The following is a 15,573-nucleotide window of genomic DNA, read 5'->3' as shown; positions in this document are numbered from 1 at the left end:
AGCGTACTTTATGCCTTTCGCATATCTGCCTGGATAAGTAGATTGACCGGAGATGTCAGAAAAACATGAAAGAAATCCTTTATCTCGAAGTTCCTATGTCAGACACGGCAGCTGTACGCAGTTGGCTGCAATCAGAGTTTGACCCAGTAAATTGGGAGAAAATACTGACTCCAGATGGATTCTGCCTGAAATTATCTAGTAAATATACAACAGGTGGGACTAATTTTTACGAAAAATTACCGAAAGAAATTTCTGTATTTGTCTGGTCTGTCCAGAGAACTACTTATCTGAAGGTTTTTCGTTGGGCAGATGCACCACTTCCCGAAGAAAAAACTCTACTGCAAAGGTTAACGACACAAATCAGGCAACGTTTTCCCCATGACTATCCAGAACCGCCAGCAATTGATTTATCTCAACAGTCGATTTTTGAGGCATTAGCCCCTGATTATCCTCTGACGGTAAAATTTTTTCAAAAAATGCCCAACGGAGAATATGACCTCAAGCGCGCTTATTGGTGGGAACAAAGATGGCGGGAAGGGGTGCGAAATCCTCAGCAACCGCGCCAGGTGCTGTTTTGTTCAAAGAACGGGGTTGAGGGAACAGAAAACAGTTCTCAATATGACTTGATTTATATTGGCGGTGCGCTGGGGGTAATTCATGCGGCGGTGATGGCGCAATTGGGTTATAAAGTGCTACTGGTGGAACGTCTGGCTTTTGGACGGATGAATCGGGAATGGAATATTTCCCGTGATGAAATTCAAAGTTTGGTCAACTTGGATTTATTGACACCAGCCGAATTAGAAACGATTATTCTCCGGGAATATCAGGACGGATTTAATAAGTTTTTTGATGGCAATAACCCAGTGAAATTGCGATCGCCTATCTTGCATACGCCCACGGTGTTAAATTTATCTCTAGACTCAGATAAATTACTGCGGCTGTGTGGAGAGAAGTTAAAAGCCGCAGGTGGGGAAATCTGGGATGAAACGGAATTTCTCCGGGCTGATATTGATAAATCACAAGTTGTAGTTACTGTCAAGGATTTAACTACGCAACAAGAAAAGCAGGTGAGTGGCAGGCTGTTAGTAGATGCAATGGGAACGGCTTCCCCCATCGCTTGGCAGTTAAACGGTGGACGTGCCTTTGATAGTGTTTGTCCCACAGTAGGAGCAGTCATCGACAAAGGATTTGAGCCTGGGGTGTGGGATTCTCAATATGGAGATGTGCTTTATAGTCACGGTGATATTTCGCGGGGTAGGCAGTTAATTTGGGAACTTTTTCCCGGTGCGGGGGAAGAACTGACAATTTATCTATTTCATTACCACGAAGTCAACGCCACAAATCCTGGTTCTTTGTTGGAGATGTATGAAGATTTCTTCACAATTTTGCCGGAGTATCGCCGATGTGATATGGAGAAATTGGTGTGGAAAAAACCAACATTTGGCTATATACCGGGGCATTTTAGCGTCAGTGGTAGCGATCGCCAAGTCGCCTTTGATCGATTAATTGCCATTGGTGATGCTGCATCTTTACAATCACCCTTGGTATTTACTGGCTTTGGTTCTTTGGTGCGTAACTTAGAGCGTCTGACTACTCTATTACAGGTAGCCTTAGAGCATGATTTGTTAACTAAACGCCATTTAAACTTAATTCGTGCTTACCAAAGCAATGTTTCTGTAACTTGGCTATTTTCTAAAGGGATGATGGTTCCTACGGGGAGATTTTTAGCACCCCAGCGCGTTAATGCTATGCTGAATACCTTCTTTGGCTTATTAGCGGATGAACCTCCAGAGATAGCCGATAATTTCATCAAAGATAGGTGTGATTGGTTAACATTTAACCGTCTAGCACTCAAAGCTGCTCGGAAAAATCCTGCTTTATTGTGGTGGATTTGGGAACTAGCGGGGCCAAGAGATTTACTCAGGTGGTTAGGAAATTATCTAAATTTTGGTCGTTATGCTCTAGTAAGTGCTGTATTAAGTGGTTGGTTGCCTAGTTTTCTCATCTGGGTAAAACCCCAACTAAAACCCCGTTATCCGGGATTATGGCTGTGGTTACTCAGTATAAACTATGCGATCGCCACAGGTAGACCGCGATCGCCCCAACAGGTGGCAAATCACAATTTACCAATTCAAAATTCAAAATTCAAAATTCAAAATTAACAAAGTCAAGCAATTTTGGATTTTGAAGCTCCTTCTTGAAAAGAAGGGGCTTCAAAATCCACAGCATGGCGATCGCGTCAGCGTCTCACCAAAGAGGGCTTTACGCAAACTCGTAATTATCTGGCAACAGCACCAGAAGTCACTGGGGCAAGTCCAACTAAGTTTTCACTTAAATCCCACATCAACTTGGCTTTCGCATCATCGCTAGCCTGGGGGGAAACTTGCTGTACAAAAGATTCCCGATCTTTCTTTTGACGATTTCCCCAACTCCAATAAACACCAGATTGGGCATATTCAGGATCAGCTGTCACCATTGCTACCCGTTCCCCGGCTAGTTCCTCAGAGACAAATCCGCCAGTAATATATCTTTGGAAGATGGGGAATAATTTCTGAAATAAAGGATAGTGGTTACGGAATAATGCTGTTGTGGCTACACATCCCGGATAGAGAGAATTGAAAATAATGCCTGTAGACTCGTGATATCGGCGATGCAATTCCCGCATAGTGAGAATATTGCAGACTTTGCTATCTTTATAAGCTTTCACCGGTTCAAACTTCTTACCATCAATCATGGTAATCGGATCTTTAAAGCCCTCAGCAAAACCTTTCAAGTCTCCTAAGTCGGGACGTGGGGGAATTTTGCCTCCGAGTTCGTTGGGGTTATGGGTGACTGTTCCTAAAATTACCAGTCTCGGTTGAGAAGATGATTTTTTCAAATCTTCCAACATCAGGTTACACAGCAGAAAATGGCCAAGATGATTGGTGGCCATGGTTAACTCGTATCCTTCTGGGCTGCGTAATGGCTCTTTAATTAAAGGCATATAAATTGCCGCATTGCACACCAACGCATCTAAGGTTCTACCAGTGGCGCGGAAGTTCTGCACAAAATAACGCACACTTCCTAAAGATGCTAAGTCAACGGGAATAATAGTGTAGCTACTCTGGGGGATTCCCGCAGATTGGGCAGCTTTTTGAGTTTTTTCAATATCCCGGCAGGCCATAACTACGTGCCAGTTTCTCTTGGCCATGGCTTTGGCGGCGTATAATCCGACCCCTGAAGATGTGCCTGTAATTACAACTGTTTTGGGTGCTTCCATTCTCTTGGGACTTCTCTAACTTGCGTTTAGTTTGGTTTTTTTATGATCTCATACCATGTTTGCCCTCAGCTATGCTGTTTTTCGTAGGCAAGAGCCAGAAGGTAGAGCTTAGGAGGTGAAAAGGTAGGAATTAAAAGGGTTTGATAACTTAATATTTTTTTGCATAAGTTGTAAATTTTTTTTATCTATTACCAATTTTTAAAATCTCTCAACATCTTGATACATTTTTAGACAAAATTGGTATCTTGGATGAATTTTACAATTGCTTGATTGACGACTTTGGCGGCATCAGTTGAGGCATCATGGCAGCAGTTATCTAGAATTTGCAATTGAGAATTAGGTAGACATTGATGTAATCTTTCGCCATGAGTCGCAGGAAACCAGCGATCGCTATCGCCCCACAAAATTAATGTGGGACAATTGATACTATGCAGATTACTTTGAATTTCAGTCAGTATATTGGGTTTGTTCGCTTGGGAATGCTTAATTTCTCTGGCGGCTATTTGTAATTCTTCTGCCACTTTCACCAGCGTACCAGGAATTTCAATAAATGGATAACTAATCCAATAGATATCTTCTGGGGTGAGAATAGAAGGATTAAATAGAACTTTGCGCCTTTCTATGGCCATAATTTCTCGCACTAAGGGTGCGAACAAATAAGCCAAACGCAAATGATCAATTGCCTGTAAGAGTTCTAGGGGAGTTTGGGAGAGGATTTCCATTGCCCAATGAGGTAGGCGTTCTGCAAAGATAGGCGCATTCATCACAACTAACCTACCGATTAATTCGGGATTTTTTTGAGCTAAACCTAAAGAAATTAATGCCCCAATTGATTCGCCAACAATGATGGCTGGTTCATCACATAATGTTTGAATAATTCTTGCTAACTCAATGACTTGATGCCCGTTTTGTTCTCGTCGCCACCAAGGTTTATCAGAAAAACCAAATCCTTTGGTATCAAAACAAATGACGCGAAAATGTTCAGATAAAGGAGCTATGCTATAACGCCAATTATAGCTCCAATTACCCATGCCATGTATTAAAAATAGTGGTTTACCTGTACCTCTTTCACCATAGGCAATCTGCACAGGATAACCATGAACATCGCTAATAATTAAAGTTTGTCTCCCCTTGGGAAACGTAGCTTGCCACCAATCTTTCATCGATGAATAATCTCAAAAATCTTGCAGGTAGTTTGTAGAAGTCTAATTATTATCATGGCTGAGGTTCATTCGACAATGGTAAGCCTAAATTATTTGCTGATATTTTGCTAGCGACGAAAATTTAAGTATTGTTCTATTAACTTGAGATTATATTGATTAGCTGTCCAAGCAAAATCAAAAATATCTCCTAAAACTGGGATACTACCTACTAAAGTATCAATAATAATATTTACTATCATTTTCGTTAATATTTTTTTAGGCATACCCAGTCTGGCTGCTTCTAAAACAATATAGCTAGAAAGGATGAGTCCTAAAACATCACCACCGACAGGGATAAAACCGAGAATCGGATCTAAACCTACAGCAATGGGTGTACCGGGAACAGCAATCACTGTATCTAACAGGCGACTGAGTTGACGCAGACGCTTTAAAGTTGCCGCTTGAGAGTTATAGTCAGTAGAAGCATCGGGCATGATGTGCGATCGCTCATTTCTCATAGAATCGTTCAACATTCTACTGCCATCGGTATAATTCGTAATTCGTAATTCGTAATTCGTAATTCGTAATTCGTAATTAAGAAAGTCTGATACTATAGCCCTTCTCATGCTAGTGAGGTACAAAGTTTTTTCGTTTTAGGGAACAGGGAACAGTGAATAAATTGGTGTGTACTTCATTGGACTGGGAAAGGCTATATCTGGGTTTCCAGGTTTTTGGAGAATTGGTGTTAATTTTTATCATCTTGATACATCCGAGAGCGGATATCTTCGCCTACAGTTACATTTAATTGATCACCTATTAATAAAACAGCCGCACTCATCCATAGCCACAGCATCAAAATGATGAATGTCCCGACTGCACCATAAACTTTGTTATAGTTACCGAAATTCGCTACATATTGCCGAAATAATGCCGATACAATTGCCCACAATACAGACGCAAGCATTGCTCCTGGCATAATGGGAGTACCTGATTTCCAAACGCTAGTACCGTAGCGGTAAATAAAGCTAAATGCTGTAGCCACAATACCTAAAGCTAAAGGCCAGCGTAACAATGTCCAGATAGACACTAAGAACATTAATGATGAGTTACCACTGACCACAAATTGTAATAGTAAGTCACTGATAAACACCAAGAAAGAAGCTAATACCAATAGTAAAATTGTGCCTACTGTCAAACCTAATGAGATAATTTTAGCTTTCCAAAAGGGACGAGTTTTTTCTGGTGGAATTTGATGAATTTGATCAAACGCTGTCATAGCCGTGCTGACAGCCCCTGATGCTGTCCATAGTGCAATGACAAAACTGAGAGAAAATAACCCACTATTTTTAGAATGAGCTATTTCTTGGCTAGCAAAATCTTGAATCAATGTCATTGCTTCTTGTGGCGCGACTTGACTCAGTTGTGTTGCTATTTGTTTGAACGTATTTTGCAACGATTCTTCTAATAAACCAATAGCTGTCAGGACTGCCAAAATTGCTGGAAACAAAGATAACATGGCATTAAAAGCAATTTCGGAAGCTAACCCTAAAAGTCGCCTTTTCATGGTTCTAGCTACGGTTTTTTTGAATGTCCGCCAAGTTAAATGACGAAAGAAGCTGACAAAGCGAGGTTGAGGCATATGTGCAATTCGTAATTCGTAATACCCTACGGGAAGCAAGCTACGTAATTCGTAATTCGTAATTCGTAATTTGTAAGTTTTATAACGATTGCATTGGTAGGGGTTTCAAGCCATAGAATGAGCCGTCTTCCCCTACCCCCTACACCCTTTTTTTGACTGGCTTAATTTTGAATTGGTGTAAGTGGGGTTGTTGGTGATTTTATCGTTAGTTTGAGGGTGGCGGGGCGTTGTGGTTCTGTTCCGATTCCTAAAATTAGGCGATCGCTGTTAATTTTCCACTTAGATTCGAGATAATCTCTAATAGACTGCGATCGCAATTGGCCAATTTCTTGCTGTTCCTCTAGTTCTTGGTTAACTATTACTTCTAGTTGCAAGTTAGGAAATCGCTGCAAAATTTGCCCCGCCCGATCTAATATCTTGGCATTATCTGGTGTAATGGTAGACTGATTACGCTCAAAAGATATTGCCCCTAAATTAGCCGCTATTCTCTGCATACTCACTAGAGCAGATTGGTAATCTAGCTTATTTCTCACACTATCAGCTAGTAATATTTGAGCATCTTTATCAATATCCCGTTCACTTAAATACAGTAACCGAATGCGTAATGGTTCTTTAGGAATAGTAATTAATTCATAATTAATCATTTGTGCTGGTTGGGGGAGTTGCATTTCACTCAAAGCTGATTCTACTTCTTGCAAGAAACTAGATTGTAATTGAGCAATGCTAATCACAGGTTCAGGGGGTTTTTCTTCTGGTATAGGTCTTAAAAGTTCACTAGATGCGGTGGGAATTTCAATTAATTTCAGCCCTACTAATTCCGCAGGTTTTCCCAAACGAGAGGCTAACTGTTGAATAAAATTATTTTGTTCATCCGATGTATATTCTTTACTACTAAATACCTGAAGTTGCACTGTCAATTTATTATTTTTTTCGGCGGTGGAAATATTGCCAATATAAGACCTTGGTTCACCATCAGCAAAAGTTGCAAATTGCTCTTGCCATAAATCTGTAGCTGACCGACGAATGCGGTTTTCTTGTTGCTGTAGTGTAATTTCTCGCCTGAGTTGATTGAGAGATTGATTCAGGGGAAAAATAATCGCGCCAATTGTCATAAAAATGAGCAATAATCTACCTGGTAGACTGCCGATTCTTTTTAATCTTTGATATGCAGGTAATCGTTCTAAAATCCCCTGCATCCAAATACTTTCTTCATGGGTATTTCGCCATTGCCTAACTTTTTCTTTAATCTGAAGATTATCAATATGCAACCCCAAAAAAACCAACATTGCAGTAAAAGTAATTGCTACTAAGTTGGTAAAAAACAGCAAGCCGCCACCACTAGCTACCTGTAACCCCTTAATAGAATTGACACTGATGGCGATACCGATACCATAACCCACAACACATAATGGTGGCATTAAAGCCACTGCGATCGCTACCCCAGGTATGGAAGTGGCTACCCCCTTGGGTTCTTTGCAAATGGCCACAGAACCCACCGCACCAGAAAATAAAGCTACCACCAAATCTAAAATATTCGGTCGAGTTCTCGCCGCAATTTCGGCTGTCATTTCCTTAAAGGGTAAGAGAGATACTAGTATGACAGCAAAAGCGATCGCTACCGTACAACTCAACACCAGATTAAGCAACGCCCGCATTGCTAAAATCACATCACCCGTAGCTAAAGCTAGTCCATTAGCTAAAATTCCCCCCATCAACGGAGAAATCAACATCGCGCCAATAATCACGGCTGGGCTATTTAAGACTAGTCCTAGGGTAGCAATACCTGCTGCAAATAAAACCTGAATCCAATAACTGATATCTTCCAGGCTGACTGAACTGCATATATCTAGATATACTTGTTCTTTACGAGCTTGATTAACTCCCAAGTTGTCTGCAAACCAATCTCTAAACATATTTAAATTATTAGTGAGTACGACTTAAATGATTGCATGATAAATTGACACTCTATATTAGAGGATATAAAAATAAAATTTTCTATTTTGCCTGTAATAGCTTATAACTGCACTTAAAATACAAACAAAATTGATTATGAGTACAGATTTAACACAACAATGGTTAGCTGAAATTGAATCACTGCGAGAACAGCTATTAGAACAACAGCGCGATCGCAATGCAGCCTGGGAAAGTGCGGAGAAATGGCGTAAACTTTATAACACTGAATCAGAACAACGGCGCACGGATGCGGATCTCAACCGCAAAACCATCGCATCCCTAAAAGCAGAAATTCAAAAACTCAAAGGTATTGATTTAACCACATTACCCAACTCTACCACCAGAGAATCAATTCAGCAGGAAGTCGCTGCCATCAAGACTGTAGAAGACTTAAAAGCCAAAGTCGTGTCTCTAATTCAAGAACGCGATCGCCTACTACACGCATTAAAAACAGAACAAGAGAACCACGAACAAACCCGTAAGAGTCTCACCACTGCTTTAGGGGATGCTATTGATAGTCTTGCTAAGGAGCGTGGAGTAATGAGCAATAAATAATGAGTAATAAATAATACCAATTATTCAAAATTAAGCAACAGATGTAAAGCTTGAAACCCAGATGGTGTCTGACTTTCTTAATTGCGAATTGGTATTGGCAATTAATTTTGACCGAAACTCTAGGTACAATACATAAGCTTCATCCTTTTTCCTCTACATATTATGGGCAATACTTTTGGACATCTATTTCGGATCACTACTTTTGGCGAGTCTCACGGCGGAGGCGTGGGGGTTGTGATTGATGGTTGTCCTCCGCAACTGGAAATTTCGGCTGAAGAAATTCAAGTAGAGTTGGATAGAAGACGGCCAGGACAAAGTAAAATTACGACTCCCCGCAAGGAAGCAGACACTTGTGAGATTTTGTCTGGGGTGTTTGAAGGTAAAACTTTGGGGACACCAATATCAATTTTGGTGCGAAACAAAGATACTCGTCCTCAAGATTATGACGAGATGGCGCAAAAGTATCGTCCTTCCCACGCGGATGCTACCTATGATGCAAAGTATGGGATTCGTAATTGGCAAGGTGGGGGCAGGTCGTCAGCCCGTGAGACAATAGGGAGAGTAGCAGCAGGTGCGATCGCTAAAAAAATTCTCCGTCAAGTTGCCAATGTGGAAGTTATCGGTTACGTCAAGCGCATCAAGGATTTAGAGGGTGTAGTTGACCCCAATACTGTCACTTTGGATGAAGTTGAAAGCAATATTGTGCGCTGTCCTGATGGCGATTGCGCGCAAAAAATGATTGAATTAATTGAGCAAACTGGTAGACAAGGTGATTCTATCGGTGGTGTTGTGGAATGTGTAGCGCGCAATGTCCCCAAAGGTTTGGGTGAGCCTGTATTTGACAAATTAGAGGCTGATATTGCTAAAGCTGTGATGTCTCTCCCCGCTAGCAAAGGCTTTGAAATTGGTTCAGGTTTTGCAGGGACACTATTAACAGGAATTGAACATAACGACGAATTTTATATAGATGAAAATGGGGAAATTCGCACCGTAACTAATCGTTCTGGTGGGATTCAAGGCGGTATTTCTAATGGGGAAAATATCATTTTGCGGGTGGCATTTAAGCCTACAGCTACCATTAGAAAAGAGCAAAAAACGGTAACACGAGAGGGTGAAGAAACATTATTAGCAGCGAAGGGAAGACATGATCCTTGTGTTTTACCCCGTGCAGTTCCAATGGTAGAGGCGATGGTGGCGTTGGTGTTGTGCGATCATTTGTTACGCCAACATGGTCAGTGTAAGGTGCTGTGATTTTATCCGTATAATTGCTGTAAAGCTTGATTTGTATGGGGTGAGTGTGTGACTCGCCCTTTTTTAGTGAATTTGTTATAGTAGCGAATAATACCATTAAAACGTGCGATCGCATCTACTATATGAACCAAGAATCTGAAAATCGGCTTAAACATTTCGCTACACTCAAATCTAAATATCAAGCTACTCATTATCAAGATTCCTCACCCTCTAGTCTGCTATATCTCATCTTACGAAAAGTGGACTTAGGAATTGAAGTAACTGAATTGGAATTATCGTGGTTGAGAGAAAATAAGCTTTTTGCAACTATTAAAATACTTGCTCAAAATCATAAATCTAAATTAGACGAATTAAGAAAACTAGAAGATGAGTTTGAATTGTTAAAATCTGAATATCAAGTATCTAAAAAAAATCAAGCATTTAAAAATATTTCTACTACTCTTTATCCCATTCTTTGGAAACTTAATTCTGAAAAATCACTGGCTAATTCAGAGATTGAATGGCTAAAAAATCATCAGCTTGGTTCGACAATTGCTCTTGCTCATAAGATGGAATTGGAAAAGCATTTTTTGAACCTGAAGGAAAAATATAAAGCCACTCAATATGAAGGCTCATCACCTAATAGTCCACTGTATAAAATTCTTAAAAAGCTAGAGAATCAGCAAGTGCTCAGCTATCCTGAATTGGACTGGTTGAAGAAAAAAGAACTATTTGAAACAGTCAAAATTTTTGAGCAACAAGAAGCAGAAAGGCAAACAAAATTTATTCAACTAAAAATAAAATATCACGCCAACGACTATCCAATTGATTCTCTTTCTAGTCACCTATACCCAATATTACAAAAGCTTGAGCAAGGTGAAAGATTAATGGACAAAGAATTAAAATGGCTAGAAAAGCAAGGACTTACTGAAACAGTTACCATTGCTCAAGAATTGGCACAAATACAAGAATTTGCAAATTTAAAAATTAAGTATAAAGCAAATCAATACGCCGATTCATCGCCTAAGAGTCATTTATATAAAGTTCTCCAAAGACTTGAATTAGGGAATTATTTATCTGAGCAAGATATTAACTTCCTCAAAAAACGCCAACTGACTGAGACTATAAAATTTGCGGATGAACAATACGCCTCTAGCTTAAAATCTAAGATAAATCTAGAAGAATTACTGAATAATTCAGAACTTGAATGGCTGAAGCTTCATGGATATGAGGATATTATTAAATTAGCACAACAGAAGCACTTTAATGTTCTTAAAAAGAAATATGGATTGATAGATCCTAATTTACCAATGCAGCCATTTTATACAATTATGTTGAAACTGGAAAATCAGGAACGTCTTGATCCGATTTTAGTGGCTCAACTAATCGAACAAAATATGTTGTCTCGTGACGGTTTGATTGCAATTGCACATTACAGACTAGAAGCAGAATTTTATGCACAGGAAATGAAGCGTACTGGAAATAAATGGAATATCCCCACAGCTAGTAGTTATTGGCGTAAAGCGAATGAGTCTAAGCAAGCATTGAGAATTACTAATTTAGACTTAGTAAAAATTAGAGAAAATAAGCTTAAGTCAGCGATTTTAGTAACTAGAGGTGCAGCTTTCAGAGATCAGGATAACTTAGCTGATGCAGAGAGTTGTGCAAGAAATGCTATCGAGTATCAACCTGATGCTCATCAACCTTACACTTTAATGGGTGCTATCTGTTATGATAGAGATGAATATAAAGAAGGTGATTATTGGTTTGAAAAAGCTATAGAAAGAGGTGCTGACGCTGAAGATATAGATTATGAAATAAAACGAGTTTTCAGAATTACAAAAGATGATAATAAACGACATGAAGCCGCAGAATATCTGTTGAAAAAAGATGCAAAACGCTATTCATGGGCTAAATCTTATCTCAAAAAATCGCAAGATAAAAGCAAATAAACTGGAGTGCATCGCCTAAAGTTTAACACATGACTAGATTTATTCACGACCAGTTTGCAAAAGATTATTTAGAAGAAATACTCACTCCCTACGGTGAAGTTCAAGCAGCGCGACGAGTAGCAGGGGAAGTTAGAGAAATTGATGTTTATTTCATCCCCAAATCACAACCAAGCACTATTCCTGAAACCTTCGGATTATTATCACAATTTACTACTACACCTGCATTATTTGAACCTTTCCGTAACGCTGCATCTATTACAGAAATTTGCGATTGTCTTTTAAAATTACTAGAGGTGCGGGGAGATTTACAACGACAAGCAAATCGTAATAACACACGCCTGCTTGAACCTGACTTACCAAAATTATGGATTCTCACCCCCACCGCATCAGCACCACTTTTATCAGGATTTGGTGCTACTCTACAAGCTGACGAATTACCTGGAGTTTATTTCCTTCCAGAACATTTACGTACAGCTATCATCGCAATTCATCAGTTACCTATTATTCCTGAAACGTTGTGGTTGCGAATCATTGGTAGAGGAAATGTCCAAAAACGAGCGATAGATGAACTAGAATCACTGAATCCTGATAATCTTTTTCGCCAAGCAGCGTTAGAATTACTATACAACTTGCGACAGAATTTACAATTAACTCAAACTCAAGATGAAGATGATAGGGAGTTAGTTATGCGGTTAGCACCACTTTATCAACAAGACCGAGAACAGGCAATGCAAGAAGGTGAAGAAAGAGGGATTCAACAAGGGGAAAGATTGGTAGTAGAAAATTTACTCAAAGTTCGCTTTGGTGAATTAGATAATGAACTGCAAGCCATTATTCAACCTTTATTAGCATTGAATGCGGAGGAATTTACCCCTTTACTTTTACAATTATCTCGTGAAGAATTAATTGCTAGATTTCGCCAATAATGCTGGTTTAACTGGGATAATGGAGAGTTAAAAGTATTATCATAATTCTAGCGATCGCCTGTCTCAATACCTCTCTAAAAAACTATCATATTGTTATCTGAAAATGAAGGTACTTTTGAGTATCTTCTTTATTGTTTGTATACAATCTATCTCTAATATTATATGAATTTTATCACAATTTTAGGATTATCAGCCGCTATATTAACCACCATTGCTTTCTTACCACAAGTGTTGCAAACATGGCGCACAAAATCAGCAAAAGATGTTTCTTACCTCATGCTGATTACATTTATGAGTGGTCTTTTTTTATGGTTACTATATGGAATTTATCTGCAAGCTTGGCCGATTATTTTTGCTAACGGCACAACTTTGGCTCTCAACTTTGTAATTCTATGGCTTAAAATTAAATATAGATAATATTTTGAAACGCAGAGGTACGCAAAGTAAAGCGCAGAGAGAAGTATGAGCGGCGGCTTCCACCGATCATAACTTCGGTGGGTACACAGAGATTTGTACCTCAGTAGACTAGGAAACGCTATATTGTTATCAAAACATCTTCTAACCCCAACCCTGTTACCTGATTTAATTAAGCACCTGTGACATCTTCTTTATTTACTGCTGAACGCCTGTTATTTACTCCTGCTACACCAGAAACCAACGCCATACCATTGATATTCGCTTTCCCAAATGAGTATACAGTAGGTATCACTAGCTTGGGCTATCAGGTAGTCTGGGCAACTTTGGCAATGCGTAATGATGTGGAGGTGAGTCGTTTATTTACTGATATTTCGGAATCACTTCCTAGAAATCCAGAAATTGTCGGATTTTCGATTTCTTGGGAATTAGATTATGTGAATATTTTAAATTTGTTGGAATCTTTAGAAGTCCCCATTCGCGCCATTAATCGTGATGATTCTCACCCTATTGTTTTCGGTGGTGGCCCAGTTCTCACTGCTAACCCTGAGCCTTTTGCTGATTTTTTTGATGTAATTTTATTAGGGGATGGGGAAAATTTATTAGGGAATTTTATAGAAGCTTATAAAGAGGTGAGAAATGCTTCTAGACAAACTCAATTGCAAGCACTTGCACAAGTCCCAGGAATTTATGTGCCGAGTTTGTATGCAGTGGAGTATCAAGAAATAGACGGGGAAATTAGTTCTATTCAACCAATTTACTCAGAAATTCCCGCCGTAGTGCAGAAGCAAACTTATCGGGGAAATACTCTCTCAGCCTCAACTGTCGTGACTGAAAAAGCGGCTTGGGAAAATATTTTTATGGTGGAAGTGGTGCGGAGTTGTCCAGAAATGTGCCGCTTTTGTTTAGCTAGTTATTTAACTTTACCTTTTAGAACGGCGAGTTTAGAAGGTTCTTTAATTCCCGCCATTGAAAAAGGTTTACAAGTTACAAATCGCTTGGGTTTATTGGGTGCTTCTGTTACACAACATCCAGAATTTGAAAATCTATTAGATTATATTAGTCAGCCAAAATATGATGATGTGCGGCTGAGTATTGCCTCAGTTAGAACTAATACGGTGACAGAACAGTTAGCGAAAACTTTGACGAAACGAGACACGCGATCGCTTACCATAGCTGTAGAGAGTGGTTCGGCAAAAGTCCGCCAAATCATCAATAAAAAGCTGCATAACGACGAAATTATCCAAGCAGCCATCAATGCCAAAGCTGGCGGCTTGACAGGCTTAAAACTCTACGGCATGGTAGGTATTCCAGGGGAAGAACCAGCAGATTTAGACGCAACAGTAGCAATGATGCGGAGTATAAAAAAAGCCGCACCGGGACTACGCCTCACCTTTGGCTGTAGTACATTTGTACCAAAATCCCATACACCGTTTCAATGGTTTGGGGTAAATCGTCAAGCAGAAAAGCGGTTGCAGTGGTTACAAAAACAACTTAAACCCCAGGGTATAGATTTTCGCCCAGAAAGCTATAATTGGTCGATTATACAAGCTTTGATATCGAGAGGCGATCGCAGAATTTCCCAACTTCTCGAACTTACCCGCAACTTCGGCGACACCTTGGGAAGCTACAAGCGCGCTTTTAAGGAACTAAAGGGTAAAATTCCCGATTTAGATTACTACGTCCATAATAATTGGTCACATCAGCAGATATTACCCTGGAGTCACTTGCAAGGGCCTCTGCCACAGTCTACACTACTAAAGCATTTGGCTGAAGCTACCAGTCATGGCAATTTTGAATTAAATTGACACTCAACAAATGAATGCAAAACACAGCTGAATTTTATTGTGCTTACTGCGGTGAACCCAACTTAACATTTATTGACTTAAGTGCTGGGGGACAGCAATCTTATGTTGAAGATTGCCAAGTTTGTTGTCGTCCTAATATCTTATATATTCGAGTGGATGAAGATACGCTAGAAATTGAAATTGATACCGAGTACGAAGGCTAAATTGTAGGTTTTCCTTTCCATGCTGCACTTTCAACATTCCTCAGTCATTAACGCGCCAGTGGAAGTAGTTTGGCAATTCCACGAAAGATCAGATATATTACAGCTACTAACCCCACCTTGGCAACCCTTGCAAGTAGTTCGCCGTGAGGGAGGGTTAACTGTAGGCGCAATTACAGAATTTCGTTTGTTTCTCGGAGTTTTACCCCTAACTTGGTTAGCGCGTCACACTGAATACGAAAAAAATCAATACTTTACTGATGTCCAGATATCTGGGCCTTTTGATTCTTGGATACATCGCCATATATTTCAACCAGAAGGGAACAAAACTAAACTGACTGATGATATTTCCTATGTTATGCCTGGAGGGGACACTGTAGAATTTCTAGGTGGTTGGTTAGTACAAGCCCAATTAGAAGCTATGTTCCGCTATCGCCATTTTGTGACTAAGCGCGAGTGTGAATCAAGGTAGTAGTGTGTCTTTCCCCTACACCC

Annotated in this window: 15 protein-coding genes; 9 read left to right on the top strand and 6 right to left on the bottom strand. The window is 39.8% G+C overall.

Annotated features, from left to right (window positions below):
* Nucleotides 1–65: 65 nt before the first annotated feature.
* Nucleotides 66–2,162: an NAD(P)/FAD-dependent oxidoreductase gene (locus ACPZ3T_RS23380; RefSeq protein ID WP_490271838.1), complete on the top strand. Its 2,097-nt coding sequence runs from the start codon at nucleotides 66–68 to the stop codon at nucleotides 2,160–2,162.
* Between the two features lie 116 nt (nucleotides 2,163–2,278).
* Here ACPZ3T_RS23380 and ACPZ3T_RS23375 read toward each other — a convergent pair whose 3' ends face one another.
* The 5 genes from ACPZ3T_RS23375 to ACPZ3T_RS23355 form a co-directional block, all read right to left on the bottom strand.
* Entirely contained in the window at nucleotides 2,279–3,259 is a 981-nt protein-coding gene (locus ACPZ3T_RS23375; protein ID WP_490271837.1) for a protochlorophyllide reductase, read from the bottom strand.
* Nucleotides 3,260–3,486: 227 nt separating this feature from the next.
* Entirely contained in the window at nucleotides 3,487–4,422 is a 936-nt protein-coding gene (locus ACPZ3T_RS23370) for an alpha/beta fold hydrolase (protein ID WP_490271836.1), read from the bottom strand.
* Nucleotides 4,423–4,529: 107 nt separating this feature from the next.
* The gene (locus tag ACPZ3T_RS23365; RefSeq protein ID WP_490271835.1) at nucleotides 4,530–4,934 is read right to left on the bottom strand and encodes a DUF4112 domain-containing protein; all 405 of its coding nucleotides are present in this window, start codon (nucleotides 4,932–4,934) and stop codon (nucleotides 4,530–4,532) included.
* Between the two features lie 212 nt (nucleotides 4,935–5,146).
* Nucleotides 5,147–6,040, bottom strand: a complete 894-nt coding sequence (locus tag ACPZ3T_RS23360; RefSeq protein ID WP_490271834.1) for a YihY/virulence factor BrkB family protein — start codon at nucleotides 6,038–6,040, stop codon at nucleotides 5,147–5,149.
* A 161-nt stretch (nucleotides 6,041–6,201) separates the two neighbouring features.
* Nucleotides 6,202–7,953, bottom strand: coding sequence for a DUF389 domain-containing protein (locus tag ACPZ3T_RS23355; protein WP_490271833.1), 1,752 nt, complete (start codon nucleotides 7,951–7,953; stop codon nucleotides 6,202–6,204).
* A 136-nt stretch (nucleotides 7,954–8,089) separates the two neighbouring features.
* Between ACPZ3T_RS23355 and ACPZ3T_RS23350 the strand changes: the two genes are divergently transcribed.
* Entirely contained in the window at nucleotides 8,090–8,548 is a 459-nt protein-coding gene (locus ACPZ3T_RS23350) for a hypothetical protein (RefSeq protein ID WP_490271832.1), read from the top strand.
* A 162-nt stretch (nucleotides 8,549–8,710) separates the two neighbouring features.
* Nucleotides 8,711–9,799 carry a chorismate synthase gene (gene aroC, locus ACPZ3T_RS23345; protein ID WP_490271831.1) on the top strand — a complete coding sequence of 363 codons (1,089 nt, stop codon included), beginning with the start codon at nucleotides 8,711–8,713 and terminating at the stop codon, nucleotides 9,797–9,799.
* 2 nt (nucleotides 9,800–9,801) lie between these two features.
* On the opposite strand, the gene ACPZ3T_RS23340 is transcribed toward aroC, so the two are convergent.
* Nucleotides 9,802–9,954: a hypothetical protein gene (locus ACPZ3T_RS23340; protein ID WP_490271830.1), complete on the bottom strand. Its 153-nt coding sequence runs from the start codon at nucleotides 9,952–9,954 to the stop codon at nucleotides 9,802–9,804.
* A 111-nt stretch (nucleotides 9,955–10,065) separates the two neighbouring features.
* On the opposite strand from ACPZ3T_RS23340, the gene ACPZ3T_RS23335 reads away from it, so the two are divergent.
* From ACPZ3T_RS23335 to ACPZ3T_RS23310, 6 genes are all read left to right on the top strand, one after another.
* Nucleotides 10,066–11,730, top strand: a complete 1,665-nt coding sequence (locus ACPZ3T_RS23335) for a hypothetical protein (RefSeq protein ID WP_490271829.1) — start codon at nucleotides 10,066–10,068, stop codon at nucleotides 11,728–11,730.
* A 29-nt stretch (nucleotides 11,731–11,759) separates the two neighbouring features.
* A complete protein-coding gene (locus ACPZ3T_RS23330; protein ID WP_490271828.1) occupies nucleotides 11,760–12,656 on the top strand; it encodes an RpnC/YadD family protein in 897 nt (298 codons plus the stop codon).
* Nucleotides 12,657–12,818: 162 nt separating this feature from the next.
* On the top strand, nucleotides 12,819–13,073 hold the full coding sequence (locus ACPZ3T_RS23325) for a SemiSWEET family sugar transporter (protein ID WP_015139818.1): 255 nt from the start codon (nucleotides 12,819–12,821) through the stop codon (nucleotides 13,071–13,073).
* 179 nt (nucleotides 13,074–13,252) lie between these two features.
* Complete coding sequence (locus ACPZ3T_RS23320; RefSeq protein WP_490271827.1) at nucleotides 13,253–14,878, top strand: B12-binding domain-containing radical SAM protein; 1,626 nt, start codon at nucleotides 13,253–13,255, stop codon at nucleotides 14,876–14,878.
* 14 nt (nucleotides 14,879–14,892) lie between these two features.
* Nucleotides 14,893–15,081 (top strand): CPXCG motif-containing cysteine-rich protein, encoded by a 189-nt coding sequence (locus tag ACPZ3T_RS23315; RefSeq protein ID WP_015139820.1) that lies wholly within the window; start codon nucleotides 14,893–14,895, stop codon nucleotides 15,079–15,081.
* Between the two features lie 19 nt (nucleotides 15,082–15,100).
* Nucleotides 15,101–15,550, top strand: a complete 450-nt coding sequence (locus ACPZ3T_RS23310) for an SRPBCC family protein (protein WP_490271826.1) — start codon at nucleotides 15,101–15,103, stop codon at nucleotides 15,548–15,550.
* Nucleotides 15,551–15,573: the final 23 nt, after the last annotated feature.

The sequence above is a fragment of the Aliinostoc maniaoense genome (assembly GCF_058172895.1).
Note: the sequence above shows the minus strand (reverse complement) of the source record. Positions and strands in the feature narration are given on the sequence as shown.

What these genes read in the sequence shown, in the direction of transcription:
- ACPZ3T_RS23380 (WP_490271838.1), top strand. Translation starts at nt 66, where the DNA reads ATGAAAGAAATCCTTTATCTCGAAGTTCCTATGTCAGACACGGCAGCT.
- ACPZ3T_RS23375 (WP_490271837.1), bottom strand. Translation starts at nt 3,259, where the DNA reads ATGGAAGCACCCAAAACAGTTGTAATTACAGGCACATCTTCAGGGGTC.
- ACPZ3T_RS23370 (WP_490271836.1), bottom strand. Translation starts at nt 4,422, where the DNA reads ATGAAAGATTGGTGGCAAGCTACGTTTCCCAAGGGGAGACAAACTTTA.
- ACPZ3T_RS23365 (WP_490271835.1), bottom strand. Translation starts at nt 4,934, where the DNA reads ATGTTGAACGATTCTATGAGAAATGAGCGATCGCACATCATGCCCGAT.
- ACPZ3T_RS23360 (WP_490271834.1), bottom strand. Translation starts at nt 6,040, where the DNA reads ATGCCTCAACCTCGCTTTGTCAGCTTCTTTCGTCATTTAACTTGGCGG.
- ACPZ3T_RS23355 (WP_490271833.1), bottom strand. Translation starts at nt 7,953, where the DNA reads ATGTTTAGAGATTGGTTTGCAGACAACTTGGGAGTTAATCAAGCTCGT.
- ACPZ3T_RS23350 (WP_490271832.1), top strand. Translation starts at nt 8,090, where the DNA reads ATGAGTACAGATTTAACACAACAATGGTTAGCTGAAATTGAATCACTG.
- aroC (WP_490271831.1), top strand. Translation starts at nt 8,711, where the DNA reads ATGGGCAATACTTTTGGACATCTATTTCGGATCACTACTTTTGGCGAG.
- ACPZ3T_RS23340 (WP_490271830.1), bottom strand. Translation starts at nt 9,954, where the DNA reads ATGTTTAAGCCGATTTTCAGATTCTTGGTTCATATAGTAGATGCGATC.
- ACPZ3T_RS23330 (WP_490271828.1), top strand. Translation starts at nt 11,760, where the DNA reads ATGACTAGATTTATTCACGACCAGTTTGCAAAAGATTATTTAGAAGAA.
- ACPZ3T_RS23325 (WP_015139818.1), top strand. Translation starts at nt 12,819, where the DNA reads ATGAATTTTATCACAATTTTAGGATTATCAGCCGCTATATTAACCACC.
- ACPZ3T_RS23315 (WP_015139820.1), top strand. Translation starts at nt 14,893, where the DNA reads ATGCAAAACACAGCTGAATTTTATTGTGCTTACTGCGGTGAACCCAAC.
- ACPZ3T_RS23310 (WP_490271826.1), top strand. Translation starts at nt 15,101, where the DNA reads ATGCTGCACTTTCAACATTCCTCAGTCATTAACGCGCCAGTGGAAGTA.